This is a genomic window from Pollutimonas bauzanensis (assembly GCF_040393045.1).
GTDB classification, from domain to species: Bacteria; Pseudomonadota; Gammaproteobacteria; order Burkholderiales; family Burkholderiaceae_B; genus Pollutimonas; species Pollutimonas bauzanensis_A.
In genome coordinates, this window is record NZ_JBEBUX010000052.1 from 12,319 (window position 1) to 27,016 (window position 14,698).

The 14,698-nt window shown below is 57.3% G+C and carries 14 protein-coding genes; 13 read left to right on the plus strand and 1 reads right to left on the minus strand.

Annotated elements, in window-relative coordinates:
• Positions 1 to 10: 10 nt before the first annotated feature.
• From ABWO67_RS10100 to ABWO67_RS10160, 13 genes are all read left to right on the plus strand, one after another.
• Positions 11 to 1,042: a TRAP transporter substrate-binding protein gene (locus ABWO67_RS10100; RefSeq protein WP_353151189.1), complete on the plus strand. Its 1,032-nt coding sequence runs from the start codon at positions 11 to 13 to the stop codon at positions 1,040 to 1,042.
• The gene (locus ABWO67_RS10105; RefSeq protein WP_353151192.1) at positions 1,039 to 2,064 is read left to right on the plus strand and encodes a TRAP transporter substrate-binding protein; all 1,026 of its coding nucleotides are present in this window, start codon (positions 1,039 to 1,041) and stop codon (positions 2,062 to 2,064) included. The genes ABWO67_RS10100 and ABWO67_RS10105 overlap by 4 nt, the downstream gene beginning before the upstream one ends.
• Positions 2,065 to 2,092: 28 nt before the next feature.
• The gene (locus ABWO67_RS10110; RefSeq protein WP_353151195.1) at positions 2,093 to 3,259 is read left to right on the plus strand and encodes an acyl-CoA dehydrogenase family protein; all 1,167 of its coding nucleotides are present in this window, start codon (positions 2,093 to 2,095) and stop codon (positions 3,257 to 3,259) included.
• Between the two features lie 11 nt (positions 3,260 to 3,270).
• On the plus strand, positions 3,271 to 3,729 hold the full coding sequence (locus tag ABWO67_RS10115; protein ID WP_353151198.1) for a MaoC family dehydratase: 459 nt from the start codon (positions 3,271 to 3,273) through the stop codon (positions 3,727 to 3,729).
• A gap of 8 nt (positions 3,730 to 3,737) precedes the next feature.
• Positions 3,738 to 5,030, plus strand: coding sequence for an MFS transporter (locus ABWO67_RS10120; RefSeq protein ID WP_353151201.1), 1,293 nt, complete (start codon positions 3,738 to 3,740; stop codon positions 5,028 to 5,030).
• Positions 5,031 to 5,161: 131 nt separating this feature from the next.
• Positions 5,162 to 6,070: a MurR/RpiR family transcriptional regulator gene (locus ABWO67_RS10125; RefSeq protein WP_353151204.1), complete on the plus strand. Its 909-nt coding sequence runs from the start codon at positions 5,162 to 5,164 to the stop codon at positions 6,068 to 6,070.
• On the plus strand, positions 6,063 to 7,022 hold the full coding sequence (locus tag ABWO67_RS10130; protein ID WP_353151206.1) for an isoaspartyl peptidase/L-asparaginase family protein: 960 nt from the start codon (positions 6,063 to 6,065) through the stop codon (positions 7,020 to 7,022). The genes ABWO67_RS10125 and ABWO67_RS10130 overlap by 8 nt, the downstream gene beginning before the upstream one ends.
• Before the next feature lie 37 nt (positions 7,023 to 7,059).
• The gene (locus tag ABWO67_RS10135) at positions 7,060 to 8,949 is read left to right on the plus strand and encodes a dipeptide ABC transporter ATP-binding protein (RefSeq protein WP_353151209.1); all 1,890 of its coding nucleotides are present in this window, start codon (positions 7,060 to 7,062) and stop codon (positions 8,947 to 8,949) included.
• 20 nt (positions 8,950 to 8,969) lie between these two features.
• A complete protein-coding gene (gsiB, locus tag ABWO67_RS10140; RefSeq protein ID WP_353151212.1) occupies positions 8,970 to 10,517 on the plus strand; it encodes a glutathione ABC transporter substrate-binding protein GsiB in 1,548 nt (515 codons plus the stop codon).
• A 64-nt stretch (positions 10,518 to 10,581) separates the two neighbouring features.
• Positions 10,582 to 11,502 (plus strand): glutathione ABC transporter permease GsiC, encoded by a 921-nt coding sequence (gene gsiC, locus ABWO67_RS10145; protein ID WP_353151215.1) that lies wholly within the window; start codon positions 10,582 to 10,584, stop codon positions 11,500 to 11,502.
• Between the two features lie 10 nt (positions 11,503 to 11,512).
• Positions 11,513 to 12,409 carry a glutathione ABC transporter permease GsiD gene (gene gsiD, locus ABWO67_RS10150; RefSeq protein ID WP_353151218.1) on the plus strand — a complete coding sequence of 299 codons (897 nt, stop codon included), beginning with the start codon at positions 11,513 to 11,515 and terminating at the stop codon, positions 12,407 to 12,409.
• Positions 12,410 to 12,416: 7 nt separating this feature from the next.
• Complete coding sequence (locus tag ABWO67_RS10155) at positions 12,417 to 13,487, plus strand: DmpA family aminopeptidase (protein WP_353151221.1); 1,071 nt, start codon at positions 12,417 to 12,419, stop codon at positions 13,485 to 13,487.
• A 12-nt stretch (positions 13,488 to 13,499) separates the two neighbouring features.
• A complete protein-coding gene (locus tag ABWO67_RS10160; protein ID WP_353151224.1) occupies positions 13,500 to 14,321 on the plus strand; it encodes a M55 family metallopeptidase in 822 nt (273 codons plus the stop codon).
• A gap of 12 nt (positions 14,322 to 14,333) precedes the next feature.
• Here the strand turns inward: ABWO67_RS10160 and ABWO67_RS10165 are convergent.
• Positions 14,334 to 14,698, minus strand: a 365-nt coding sequence (locus tag ABWO67_RS10165; RefSeq protein ID WP_353151227.1) for a helix-turn-helix domain-containing protein, incomplete at its 5' end; no start/stop codon positions are given.

Sequence of the window (14,698 nt, forward strand, 5' to 3'; positions counted from 1 at the left end):
AGACAAAACAATGAAAGCTGAAATACAGAAGTATGCGAAGCTCGGAGCATTGGCAGCATTAGTGATGAGCGTAGCGCAGGTCAGTCATGCGGCAGATCCCATCAAACTGCGGGTGGCCGATTCCTTTCCTACTGGTCACTACATTCCCAAGGCTTTGACGCAGCCTTTCATGGACGAGGTCAAGCGCCTTACGAATAACGCGGTCGAATTCGAATACTATCCCGCCGAACAGTTGGGCAAGGCCAAGGACATGCTGTCGCTGACCCAGTCGGGGGTGGCCGATATCGCCTACGTGGCGCCATCGTTCATCAGCGACAAGATGCCGCTGGCCGCAGTGGCCGAACTGCCGGGCAATTTCACCGACTCTTGCACGGGCACCGCCGCATACTGGAAGCTGGCGAAAGAAGGCGGCATTCTCGCGGAAAAGGAATTCAAGCCGTTGGGCGTGCATATTCTTTTCACGCTGGTGTTGCCGCCCTACCAGGTGTTTCTTGGCAAAGGGAAACTGGACAGCCTTAAAGACCTGGAAGGCTTGAAAATCCGCACCAGCGGGGGCGCAAAGGATATCGCTGCGCGCAAGCTTAAAGCGGTGTCCATTCAAATGGCTACGCCCGAAGTGCGCGAGGCCTTGTCCCGTGGAACGATAGACGGCATGTTGTTCCCTTATTCCAGCATTCTTTCCTACGACTTGCAGGGCCTGGTCAAGTATTCGACTGTAGGCGAAAACTTCGGCAGCTTTATCGTCACTTACGCGATCAGCGAAAAACGCTGGAAGGCCTTGTCGCCTGAAATCCAAAAGGCCATGAACGAGGCCGGTGATGCGGTCACGGCGCAAGCCTGCAAGGTTTCCCAGGAAGGCGAAGCGGCGGATGCCAAGACGATAGAAAAGGCGGGCGATACCTTGGTCACGCTTTCGCCCGAGGACAAGAAAACCGTCAAGGAATTGATGAGTTCAGTCGGGACTGAGTGGGCCGCCGCCCTGGATAAGCGCGGCAAGGCCGGTACTGAAGTCCTTAATGCCTACAAGGAGGCACTCAAATGAAAAGACTATCTACGCTTGGCTTAGCCATACTGGCGGCCTATGGCATGCTGGGTTCGCAAGCCGCCATGGCCGACGAAAAACTGCGAGTCGCTGATTCCCTGCCTGTAGGCCACTTCTTTGCGGAATATGCCACCAAGTTCTGGATGGAAGAAGTCACGCGCGCCACCAATGGCGCGGTGAAGTTCGACTATTACCCGGCCGAACAATTGGGCAAGGCCAAGGACTTGCTGGCGCTGACGCAATCCGGCGTGGCCGATGTAGGCTATGTCGTGCCGTCATATGCTTCGGACAAGATGCCGCTGACAGCCGTGGCCGAACTGCCGGGCAGTTTTAGTGATTCGTGTTCCGCTACGCTGGCCTATTCGAAAATGGCGCGAAACGATGGCATCCTGGCGAAAAAGGAATTTGAACCCAATGGCGTGCGCCTCATGTTCACCTTGGTGCTTCCGCCTTACCAGGTCTTTACCGGCAAGAAGCCGCTGGAAGGCGTCAAAAGCATAGAGGGTCTGAAACTGCGCACGGCTGGCGGTGCCATGGATGCCACCGTACGCAAGTTCGGTGGCGTTCCTGTGCGCATGGCTGCCCCTGAACTGTACGAGTCGCTTTCCCGAGGCACAGTGGATGGCATGTTGTTTCCCTATGCCAGCCTGCTCTCGTACGACTTGGCAGGCATCACCAAGTACGGCACAACGGGCGAAAATTTCGGCAGCGCAGTGCTGACCTATGTCATGAGCGAGTCACGCTGGAAGAAGCTGTCGCCCGAAATTCAAAAAGCCATGCTTGAAGCCGGTGAAAAGACTACGCAGCGCGCCTGCAGCATGACGGACAAGGACACCGTAGCCGATATCGAAAAGATTCGTCAGAAAGGGGTGACCTTTGTCCATTTCGATGCCGCCGATCGAAAAATCATCGATGAAAACATGGCTGCCGTGAACGAGCAATGGGCCAAGACGCTGGACGGACGCGGCAAGCCGGGCTCTGAAGTTTTAAAGGCATTTCGCGCGGAACTCAAAGCTCAATAGATTTAGAAACCACATGGAAGATTGTTAAATGGATTTTTCTTTTACCCCCGAGCAAGAAACAATACGTGCTGCGATAGCCAAGATTTGCGAACGCTTCGACGATGATTATTGGCTCGAAAAGGATCGCAAGGGCGGGTTCCCCTACGAGTTGCATCAAGCGCTGGCGCAAGACGGTTGGCTCGGGATTTGTATTCCTGAAGAGTACGGCGGATCAGGGCTGGGCATTACCGAAGCGGCCATCATGATGCAAACGATCAGCGAGTCGGGTGCGGGCTTGAGCGGCGCTTCGGCGGTGCACATGAATATTTTCGGTCTGAACCCGGTGGTGCAATTCGGGACCGACGAGCAGAAACAGCGCATGCTGCCGCCTTTGGTGCAAGGCAAGGAAAAGGCCTGCTTCGCGGTTACAGAGCCCAATACCGGGCTTAATACCACCCAGTTGAAGGTCAAGGCCGAACGCCAGGGCGACCACTACGTGCTCAGCGGCACCAAGGTCTGGATATCGACTGCCCAGGTGGCCGAGAAAATGCTGATCCTGGCTCGCACGACTCCGCTGGACCAGGTCAAGAAGCACACCGATGGACTCAGCCTGTTCTACACCACACTTGATCGAGACTTCGTCAAAGTCCATGAAATAGAAAAAATGGGCCGCAAGTGTGTCGATTCCAATGAGCTATTCATCGACGGCCTGAAAGTGCCGGTTGAAGACCGGATCGGTGAAGAAGGCAAGGGCTTCAAGTACATCCTGCATGGCATGAATGCCGAGCGCATCCTGATTGCCTCGGAAGCCGTGGGGCTGGGGCGTGCAGCGCTTCGGCGTGCCACCCATTATGCCAAGGAGCGTGTGGTGTTCGGGCGTCCTATAGGCCAGAACCAAGGCATACAACACCCCTTGGCCGTCAACTGGATGGAGCTCGAGGCTGCCCAGCTGATGGTGTTCAGTGCGGCAACGGCCTACGATCGCGGCGAACCCGCCGGCGCGCAGGCCAACGCGGCGAAATACCTGGCTGGTGAAGCTGGTTTCAATGCTTGCCAGCAGGCGATCATGACGCATGGCGGCTTTGGCTATGCCAAGGAATACCACGTCGAGCGCTATCTGCGCGAGATCATGATTCCGCGCATTGCGCCGATCAGCCCGCAATTGGTTTTGTGCTATATCGCCGAGCAGGTGTTGGGCCTGCCTAAATCATATTAAAGGAGACATACATGGCAGGTCTTTACTACGACCAATTCGAAGTCGGGCATGTTTTTACGCATGCCTTGACCCGCACCGTCACCGAGATGGACAACACCTTGTTCTCCGCCTTGACGATGAACCCTCAGCCCTTGCACCTGGATGCCGAATTTGCATCCAAGACCGAGTTTGGCCAGCGCCTGGTGAACAGCCTGTTCACATTGGGACTGGTCATAGGGATTACCGTCACCGACACCACCTTGGGGACGACGATCGCCAATCTGGGCATGTCTGATGTGAATTTTCCGCATCCGGTATTCCATGGGGATACGGTCAGGGTCGAAACCACGGTCATTTCGATGCGCGTCAGCAAATCGCGCGACGACGCCGGGATTGTCGAGTTCGAGCACAAAGGCATTAACCAGCGCAATGAAGTTGTGTGCCTCTGCCGCCGCTCGGCCTTCATGAAGCGTCTTACCCAGGCGAGTTAGGGCAATCGATGTCCACAGGGGCGACCACGGCAGGCAGGAGATATTCGGATTCCTCTTTGGCGGGGCTGGCCCTGTTGCTGGGCTTTCTGTTCAATGTCGCAGGTCGCGGCGTTGGCGACACCTATATCGTATTCCTGTTGCCGCTAAGCGCGGAATTCGGCTGGAATCGGTCTGCCATTTCCAGCGTGTATTCGGTGTACATGCTGTCAACGGGTTTGTCGGCGCCATTCGTAGGCATGCTTTTCGATCGCTGGGGGCCGCGCGTAGTCTATTCATGCGGGTTGGCGTGCCTGGGCAGCGCGTATGTCCTGGCCGGCAATCTGAACCAGCTCTGGCAGTTTCATCTTTTTGTCGGGGTTGCAGGCGGCATGGGTGTTGCTGCGCTGGGGATGGTGCCGGCGGCAAGCCTGATCAGCCGCTGGTTCCGGGGCAATACCGGAACGGCGATTGGCATCGCCTATGCCGGGCTGGGTTGCGGTACGCTGCTTATCGTGCCGTTGGCGCAGTATCTAAGCGAGTCATTCGGTTGGCGCGACACCTATCAAATGCTGGGAGCCAGCTTGCTGGTGTTGCTGCCCTTTGTCTTGTTCATGCCCTGGCGTGTTTTACGGGCGGGGCGCCGCGAAGAAACCCAGAACCCCGTCGCGCCTGAAGTCATCGCTGCTCGCGCCATGCCGCAGCCAGGCCCTTTGCGGGCGGCGCTCAAGACCCGCGCATTCTGGTCATTGGCACAGGTTTTTTGTTTTACCGGCGTGGCAATGTATACCGTCCTGGTTCAGACCATTGCCTTTCTTATCGAAAGCGGCTTTGCGCCGCTAGAGGCGGCCAGCGCCTTTGGCCTGGCAGGCATACTGTCGGTCATTGGTGTTACCGCGTCGGGCACCTTGGCCGATCGCATAGGCTATCGGCGTACCGTTACGGCCAGTTTCATCTGCACGATGCTGGGCCTGATTTGCCTGTTGGCCATGTCCACTTACCCGTCCCGCTGGTTTCTATTTGGGTTCATTGCCTTGTTCGGCATTGCACAAGGCGCTCGCGGGCCGATTGTGTCTTCGCTGTGCGCCAAGCTTTTCCCGGGAACGGGCCTTGCCACGATCTACGGCACCATTTACGCATGCATGTCAGTGGGGGCCGCCGTCGGTTCCCTTATCTCGGGCGTGTTGCATGACGTGACGGGCGGCTACCAGGCCAGCTTCGTTTTTGCCATGTTGATGGTGCTGATTGCCATCGCGCCTTTTTGGACTTCGCCGGCGCTTCGGCCATTCGGAGGCGGGCGCAACGCGCCAAATCGAACGAAATAGTGGGTTTTTTTCTGCGTCTGCGGGTTATCCCTTATGAAAACTTATTTTCATAGATTGGCTTCCGATGTAAATTACCTTCCGTAATAGACGGGCGCTGTCGTTCCAGGCGGAGCCTGATCGAACAGGACGCTATGGCCCAATCCAGATCACCTTCCTCCAACGATATATCGCCGTCAATATCCATTGCTGAGCGCATCGCGCAAGCGATGCCTACGCTTAGTGCGTCGCATCGGCGCATGGCCGATTACGTGCTGGCCCGCCCGTTCAAGGCGGCCACCATGTCTATCGACGAATTGGCTCTGGAATGCGAGGTGTCTATTGCCACCGCTAACCGTTTTGCGCGCACCCTGGGCTTGCCTGGGTACGCGCAGTTTCGTGCTCAATTGGCCCAAGGGTTTGAAGAGGCGCTTGAGCCTGTAGAGCGCTTGCGGCTGGAACGCAGCAAGTCAGCCAGCAGCTTCGATGTTTTTGCCGCCTCTTTATATGAAGACCAGCGTAATTTCGAACTGACCCGTAAATCGCTAAGCGCCGAGCAGTGTGAAAAAGCCGTGCAAGCCGTACTGAACGCCGAGCGCATTTTTATTATTGGTTTTGGTTCCAGTGGTTTTCTGGGCGGACTTTTGCAGCGCGGCCTGAGCCTGCACTGTCCGATGGTGGAGTGCCTGGCAGGCCCAGGCGGCGTGTCGCATGCAGCGCGTGAACTCTCGCGGATGAGGGCGGGCGATCTGGTCATTGCCATTGCCTACCCTCGCTACCTGGCCGATACCATTACCTTGGCCAAGGCAGCAAAGTCGGCGGGCATCACCTTGTTGGGCCTGACGGACAAGCCCACGTCTCCGCTCGCGCCGCTGGCCGATATCTGTTTGTACGCGCACAGCCAGCGCCAATTGCTGTCGAATTCGGAAACGGCTGTCCTGGGCTTGATCGAGGCCCTCTCGGCCGCTGTCGCCCATCAATCCAAAGACTCGTTGACCACGGCGGCTTTACTGACTGAGTCCGTGATGCCGTGGTTGATCTATAGGGAAAAGAAGAATGACTAAGCCTGTCCTGGCTATTCATGGCGGGGCCGGCGCCATTTCGCTTGCCGAAACAACGCCGGAAATCCGTCACAAGTATGAGTCCGCCTTACAGCAAATACTGGAAAGCGCCGGGGCCATCCTGGCTGCCGACGGTTCGGCGCTGGATGCGGTCACCGAAGCGGTGCGCCTGCTGGAAGAATGCCCCCTATTCAATGCAGGATACGGCGCGGTGTTTACCAGCGAGGGCAAGCATGAACTGGACGCTTCCATCATGGACGGCAGTAGTCTGAAAAGCGGCGCCGTTGCCAACGTAACGGTGCTGCGCAATCCGGTGCTGGCGGCGCGTGCCGTCATGGATAACAGCGCCCACGTGCTCTTCGTTGGCGAGGGGGCTGAAGCCTTCGCGCGTGAACAAGGTCTTGAGTGCGTTGCGCCGACTTTTTTCTCGACGCCGGAAAGGCGCGAGCAACTGGAACGGGTGCAGCGCTCGGGCAGCAAGCAGATGGCGCTGGATCACGACGCGCAAGCCATGAGCTTTGCACCGTTGGATGAAACCCGCAAGCTGGGTACGGTCGGCGCCGTGGCGCTGGACAGTCATGGCAACCTTGCAGCGGCGACGTCAACGGGCGGTATGACGAATAAACAGCCCGGCCGTGTCGGCGATTCGCCATTGATCGGCGCAGGCTGCTATGCGAACAACCACACTTGTGCCGTGTCCACGACTGGCACGGGCGAAGCCTTTATTCGCACGGTTGCGGCTTACGATGTCTCGGCACAAATGGAATATGGCGGCAAGTCGCTGGCCGATGCCGCAGACCAGGTCGTCTATGAAAAACTGCCAAAAATCGGCGGCTCCGGCGGCATGATTGCTGTAGATGCACAAGGCAACCTGGTCATGCCTTTCAATACCCAAGGCATGTATCGCGGCTATATCCAGATTGGACAGGCCCCATTCGTTGCGATTCACGCGTAACTATGCTTTTTATGGATGAATTCGGCCAATGAAGGCAATGCTTACCCCCACCCCAGTGCTGGCAGACAACCGTGTATTGCAAGTCGAGGACTTGAGTGTTCAGTTCAAAGGCACCGAGCGCACGATAGCGGCCGTCAAGCACTTGTCATTCCATGTGGACCGAGGCGAAACCCTGGCCATCGTGGGCGAGTCCGGCTCGGGAAAGTCGGTCACTTCTCTGGCCTTGATGCGATTGGTGGAGTACGGCGGCGGCCAGATCACCAACGGGCAAATGTTTTTCCGCCGGCGCAATCAGCAAGTCGTTGATTTGGCCACTGCCTCTGGCAAAGCCTTGCGCAGCCTGCGTGGCGCCGACATGGCGATGATCTTCCAAGAGCCGATGACATCGCTGAACCCTATTTTTAACGTAGGCGACCAAATTGCCGAATCGATACGCCTGCACCAGGGCTTAAGCGCCACCGATGCGCTTGCCAAGGCCTTGCAAATGCTCGATCAGGTGCGCATTCCGGACGCCAAGAACGTGCTGGGCCGTTATCCGCATCAGCTATCGGGCGGCATGCGCCAGCGGGTGATGATTGCCATGGCACTGGCCTGCAAGCCGGCTTTGTTGATCGCTGACGAACCTACCACCGCGCTGGACGTCACGATTCAAGCTCAAATACTGCAGCTGATCCGCGAACTGCAGCGCGAGATGAACATGGGGGTGATTTTCATCACCCACGATATGGGCGTCGTTGCCGAGGTGGCCGACCGCGTATTGGTCATGTTGCGTGGCGATAAGGTCGAGGCTGGTGCGGCCGAGCAAGTTTTTGCCCAACCGCAACATGCTTACACACGGTCGCTGTTGGCTGCCGTGCCGCGCCTGGGTTCCATGCAAGGCACCGACGCGCCCGCGCATTTTCCCGTGCTGGATGCGACCGCAGCGGCCAACAAGCCAGTGCTTGCGCCGCGTGATGCCGGTGCGATTATCGTGCCACCGGCTGCGTCCGGAGAATCTCCAATTCTGCGGGTGCGCGACCTGTCCACCCGCTTCGACATCCGTACTGGCGTGTTCGGCAGGGTAACGCGCCGTGTTCACGCTGTTGAAAAAGTAAGCTTTGATTTGTTTCGCGGGGAGACCCTGGCGCTGGTGGGCGAGTCGGGCTGCGGCAAGTCGACAACGGGCCGTTCCTTGCTGCGCCTGGTGCAAACACAAGGCGGGCAAATCGAATTCGATGGCCAGCAAATCAATGATTTGACGGGCCCGGCATTGCAAACCCTGCGGCGCAATATTCAGTTCATTTTCCAAGACCCCTTCGCGTCGCTGGACCCACGCGTCACCGTAGGCTATTCCATCATTGAACCCTTGCTGATTCATAAGGTGATGTCGAACAAGGCCGCCGAAGAGCGCATGACGTATTTGCTGGAAAAGGTAGGCTTGCCGCCCGACGCGGCACAACGTTACCCGCATGAATTTTCTGGCGGACAACGCCAGCGCATTTGTATTGCGCGCGCCCTGGCCATGAGTCCCAAGGTTGTTATCGCCGATGAGTCCGTGTCTGCGCTGGATGTGTCGATTCAGGCCCAGATCGTGAATCTGCTGATCGATCTGCAAAAAGAAATGGGCATCGCGTTTTTGTTTATTTCGCACGACATGGCGGTGGTGGAGCGCATCAGCCACCGCGTGGCCGTGATGTATTTGGGCCAGATCGTGGAAATCGGCCCCCGCCGCGCCATTTTTGAAAACCCCCAACACCCGTACACCAAGAAATTGATGGCAGCCGTGCCGATTGCAGACCCCACCCGGCGCCATTTGGACCGCAAGCTGTTGTCTGGCGAAATACCTAGCCCTATACGGAAGATTGGCGATGAGCCTGAAGTATTTCCGTTGACCGAGGTCGCGGCAGGCCATTACGTGGCGGAATATTCACGCCATGCTTCATTTTAAATCTACTGGAGAAGTAGCTCATGAAATACTTTAGTGCTAAAAATTCGATACTGGCAGCCATCTTGGCCACTGGCTTGTTGGGCGGCTCCGCGGCATTCGCAGCCAAGGACGTTTCCGTTGCGGTGGAAATTTCCCTGGATTCGCTTGACCCCTACAATACCAATTCGACGTTGTCGCAGGCATTGGGCAAAAGCTACTACGAAGGCCTGTTCCAGTTCGATAAAGACTTGAAGGTTCAGCCTTTGCTGGCTGAAAGTTATGAGCCTAGCGACGATGGCCTGACCTACACTTTTAAGCTGCGTAGCGGCGTCAAGTTCCAGGACGGCACCGACTTTAACGCCGACGCGGTCAAAGCCAACCTGGATCGCGTGCTGGATCGCAGCAACGGCCTGTCCCGTTATAACCAGTTCAGCCGCATCGACAAGATCGAAGTGGTTGACCCCCTGACCGTAAAAATCATGCTGAAAGAGCCGTTTTCGGCCTTTATCAATGCCCTGGCCCATCCATCGGCCATGATGATTTCGCCGACTGCCTTGAAGAAATGGGGCAAGGACATTACCTTCCACCCAGTAGGCACAGGGCCATTCGAGTTCGTGGAATGGAAGCCCGCCGAATACCTGAAGGTCAAGAAATTTGACGGCTACTGGAAGAAGGGCTATCCCAAAGTGGACAGCATGACCTTCCGCACGGTTACCGACAACAATACGCGCGCGGCTGTCGTGCAAACGGGCGAGGCCCAATTTGCCTACCCCTTGCCTTACGAACAGGCAGCGCTGCTTTCCAAGAACGACAAGCTGGAAGTCGTGGCCGCGCCCTCTATCATTGCGCGCTACATTTCCATGAATGTGCAGCACAAGCCATTCGATAACATCAAAGTGCGCCAGGCCATCAACTACGCGATCAACAAAGAAGCGCTGGCCAAAGTGGCTTTTGCAGGCTACGCCTTCCCCTCGCAAGGTGTCGTTCCGCAAGGCGTGGATTTCGCCAAGAAAATGGACCCCTGGCCTTACGACGTAAAGAAAGCCAAGGAACTGCTGAAAGAAGCCGGCTACCCCAACGGTTTTTCCACCACCTTATGGTCGGCGTATAACGACGGTACCGCTGCCAAGGCTGTACAGTTCCTGCAGCAACAATTGGCCCAGGTAGGCATCAAGGTTTCGATCGAGATGCTTGAATCTGGCCAACGCGTGCAGCGCGTCCAGCAGGTGCAAGACGCCGCAACCGCGCCCGTGCGTATGTACTACGCGGGCTGGTCGGCATCGACCGGCGAAGCCGACTGGGCACTGCGCCCCTTGCTGGCAACCAGCGGCTGGCCTCCCGTGTTCAACAACACCGCTTACTACTCCAATCCCAAGGTGGACAAGGACATCGCCGATGCGCTGTTGACCACCGACAAGGCCGAGAAGACCAAGTTGTACGACAGTGCACAAGACCAAATCTGGAGCGATGCACCCTGGGCTTTCCTGACCACCATCAAACTGCTGTCGGTACATAACAAAAAGCTTAGCGGCTTTTACGTGATGCCTGACGGTTCCTTCCAGTTCTCGGACGTGGACCTGAAACCATAATCAGGAATAAGCGCACACCGGACGGATACGGCCTGATAGGCCTGCCGCCCGGCGCGTATTAAAGATGCTGACATACATAGTAAAACGATTGTTGGGGATGATTCCCACCCTGCTGCTGGTGGCCATCGTGGTGTTCCTGTTCGTGCACGCGTTGCCGGGCGACCCAGCCAGGTTGGCGGCGGGCCCGGAAGCCGATCAGACCACAGTAGAAATGGTGCGCAAGGAGCTTGGGCTGGATCTTCCTTTGCCCCAGCAGTTTGTGCGTTATTTCACCAACCTGATCCATGGCGATCTGGGCCATTCCCTGCGCACCAAGCGTCCGGTGGCCGACGAAATTGGCGATCGCCTGATGCCCACGTTGCTGCTGACCTTGACCAGTATGGTGTGGTCAGTGATATTCGGCCTGGTCATCGGCGTGGTTTCCGCTGTGTGGCGCAACCGTTTGCCTGATCGCGTGGGCATGACAGTGGCTGTGTCGGGCATATCTTTTCCGGCTTTTGCCCTGGGCATGGTCTTGATGCAGGTGTTTTCGGTGCAACTGGGCTGGTTCCCGACCGTAGGGGCTGGCACCTGGAAGCACTATGTATTGCCTTCGATTACGCTGGGTGCCGGCGTTGCGGCCGTCATGGCGCGTTTCACCCGAGCGGCGTTCATCGAAGTCATGCAGGAAGACTACGTGCGCACGGCCCGTGCAAAAGGCTTGTCTGAACGTATTGTTGTCATCAAGCATACGTTCCGCAACGCACTGATTCCCGTCGTCACCATGATGGGGCTGCAATTCGGCTTCCTGCTGGGCGGGTCTATCGTTGTGGAGACCGTGTTTGCCTGGCCTGGTGTAGGCATGTTGCTGGTTGACGCCGTGATCATGCGGGACTACCCCGTTATTCAAGGGCTGATTCTGCTGTTTTCTTTCGAGTTTATTTTGATCAACCTGATTGTCGATGTGTTGTACGGCATGATTAATCCGACGATTCGGTATAAATAAGGGGCAGACTATGAAGCTAGCCTCGACCATGGCCCCTGCGGATGGCCGTTCCAGTGCTCCTATCCGCACACCCATGCGCGAATTTTGGCGCAAGTTTCGCAAACAAAAGCTGGCCATGCTGGCCGGCGTATTTGTGCTGTTACTGGTGCTGGTGGCAATCTTTGCGCCATGGATTGTGCCTTTCGACCCGGAAGGGTTCTTTGACTACGATGCCTTGAACCAACCGCCGTCATGGACGCACTGGATGGGCGTGGATTCTCTGGGCCGCGACATATATAGCCGCGTTGTCATGGGAGCGCGCATATCCCTTGCGGCGGGCTTTGTCTCGGTAGCCTTGGGCGCCCTGGTCGGCACAGTGCTGGGCCTGGTTGCCGGCTACTACGAGGGCTGGTGGGAACGCATCATCATGCGGATTTCCGACGTGCTGCTGGCGTTCCCGGGCATCTTGCTGGCGATTGGGGTGGTGGCGATTCTGGGATCCAACATGATCAACGTCATTATTGCCGTTGCCGTGTTCAGCGTGCCAGCCTTTGCGCGATTGGTGCGCGGCAGCACCCTGGCGATCAAGAACATGACGTATATCGAAGCCATGCGCAGCATCGGCGCTTCGGATGCCGTCATTATCTTCCGCCATATCTTGCCTGGCACGATTTCCCCCATTGTGGTGTATGGCACCATGCGTATCGGTACGTCCATCATTACCGCGGCCAGTTTGTCCTTCCTGGGCATGGGGGCGCAACCGCCTACGCCGGAGTGGGGCGCAATGCTTAACGATGCCCGGGCCGATATGCTGTTGGCACCGCATGTAGCCCTTTTCCCTGCCCTGGCAATTTTCTTTACCGTACTGGCCTTCAACTTATTGGGCGACGGCCTGCGCGACGCGTTAGACCCCAAAATTGATCGATAGAAACGCCATGCCAACACCTGTTTTTGAGGCGCCCCGCGCAGGCTATTTGCCTGCCGGCCCAGGCGACCAGATTACCGACGTGCCTGGCGTTACCGTGGGCCATGCCACCTTGTCCCAGGGCGAGGTGCAAACCGGGGTCACGGTCATCAAGCCGCATGGTCGCGACGACTTCCTGTTTAAAACGCCTGCGGCCGCCACGGTCATTAATGGCTTCGGAAAAAGCGTTGGGCTGATCCAGCTACAAGAGCTGGGCGTGCTGGAAACCCCCATCGCACTGACCAACACGTTTTCGGTCGGCGAAGTGGCAACCGCACAAATCCGCCAGGCTATCCTGAACCATCCCGAAATAGGCAGGGACTGGCCCACCGTCAACCCGCTGGTATTCGAATGCAACGACGGTTACTTGAACGACATCCAGGCCTTTGCCGTGTCGGAGCAGGATTATCTGAATGCCTATAGTGATGCGGCGGTGAATTTCACGCAAGGATCCGTCGGCGCAGGCCGGGGCATGTCGTGCTTTTCCATGAAAGGCGGCATCGGTTCGGCGTCGCGCGTCGCCGCTTTGCCTGGCGCAGAGGCTTACACGATGGGGGCGCTGGTATTGGCCAACTTCGGTCGTTTGCCTAATTTGATGGTTAAAGGGCAGGCACTGGGCCGCCACATTAAAAGCGCAAGCCAGGCAGCGTTGCTGGACTCGACAAACGTAGAGCCGGAAAAGGGTTCGATCATTATCGTTCTGGCGACCAATGCACCGTTGGATGTACGGCAGTTGCAGCGGGTTTCCAAACGTGCCGCAGCCGGGCTCGCGCGCCTGGGTTCTGTGTACGGCCATGGCAGCGGCGATATCGTGCTGGCTTTCACTACGGCCTACCAAGTACCGGCATTAGCCGATACCCCCGCACCGGCAGTGCAGTTCGTGCACGAATCGCAGATTGATCCCTTATTCGAAGCCGCTGCTGAAGCAACCGAGCAAGCCATTATCAACGCCTTATGGGCGGCCACCGTGGTTACCGGCAGAGCCGGCCATCGGCGGTTAAGCATCACCGACACGCTGCCTCAGTGGCGTGAGTTTTTTTAAAAGGAAGTCTCCGTGAAAGTCTTGGTTTCGGTTGATATTGAAGGCGTTGCCGGCGTTACCCACTCCGAACAAACCCGCAGCGGCAACGGCGAATACGAGCGCGCCCGCGCCTGGATGACCGCCGAAGCCAACGCCGCCATACGCGGCGCGTTCGATGGCGGCGCCACGCACGTATTGGTCAACGATTCCCATGGCAGCTTTCGCAATCTGTTGCTGGACCAATTGGACGAGCGGGCGGAAATGGTTACCGGCAAGCCGCGCTACCTGAGCATGATGGCGGGAGTGGAGCAGGAATGTGACACGGTATTCATGGTGGGATACCACGCCCGATCCCAGGAAGCCGGCGTGCTGGCGCACACGATCAACAGCTTCGCGTTTCGGCGGGTGGTGGTCAATGGCGCCGAGCTGGGCGAGGCCGGTTTATACGGCGCCCTGGCAGGCGAGTATGGCGCAAGCGTTGCCTTGCTGACGGGGGACGATATTTTTCTGTCGGAAACGATGCATCTGTTTCCCGGCGCAATGTCGGTGCAGACCAAGCGGGCGCATGGTAATGCATCGTGCACATCGCTTTCACCGGGCCACGCATGCACCCTGATTCACGAAGCCGCGGCGGCTGCCATTGCCAAGGTGCCCGAGTTGAAGCCGCTAGTGTTGTCCAGCGCACCTTTCACCTGCGAGTTGACGACGCAGTCGCCGGGGCAGGCTGACTTGTTCTGCCAATGGCCGACGGTGACCAGAGTAAGCGGTAGCAGCCTGCGTTTCGAGGGCGATACTATGTATGAGGTATTGCGGATATTGAATAGCTTTTCGGCTATGTCGTTTATGTTGCGGTAGTGACGGGCGACACTATGCAGGAACGGTCATGAATACTTTCGGGTCGACTTTAAACCGTGACGCCAGCGCAGTAACTTGACGTATATTCAGGGCTCGCTTGCCTGCTAACACTTCCGACACGACCCCCTGGCTGCCCACTTCAGGCAATTGCGATTGGGATAAATTGTGCTGGTTCATGAGAAACAGCAGAACATCCTTTGGGGTCGATGTATCTGGCCAGGGATGCACGCGGTCTTCATAGACGCGGATACGATCACTTAACAGGTGAATTAAGCCGTACAGCGTTCCAGATGTGTCTTTCGCTGCCGCCTCTAGCAGAGGTTCAATATCGGCTAACGCCTGCTGGTATTGTGATTCGTCTAGGATGGGCGTGCCAA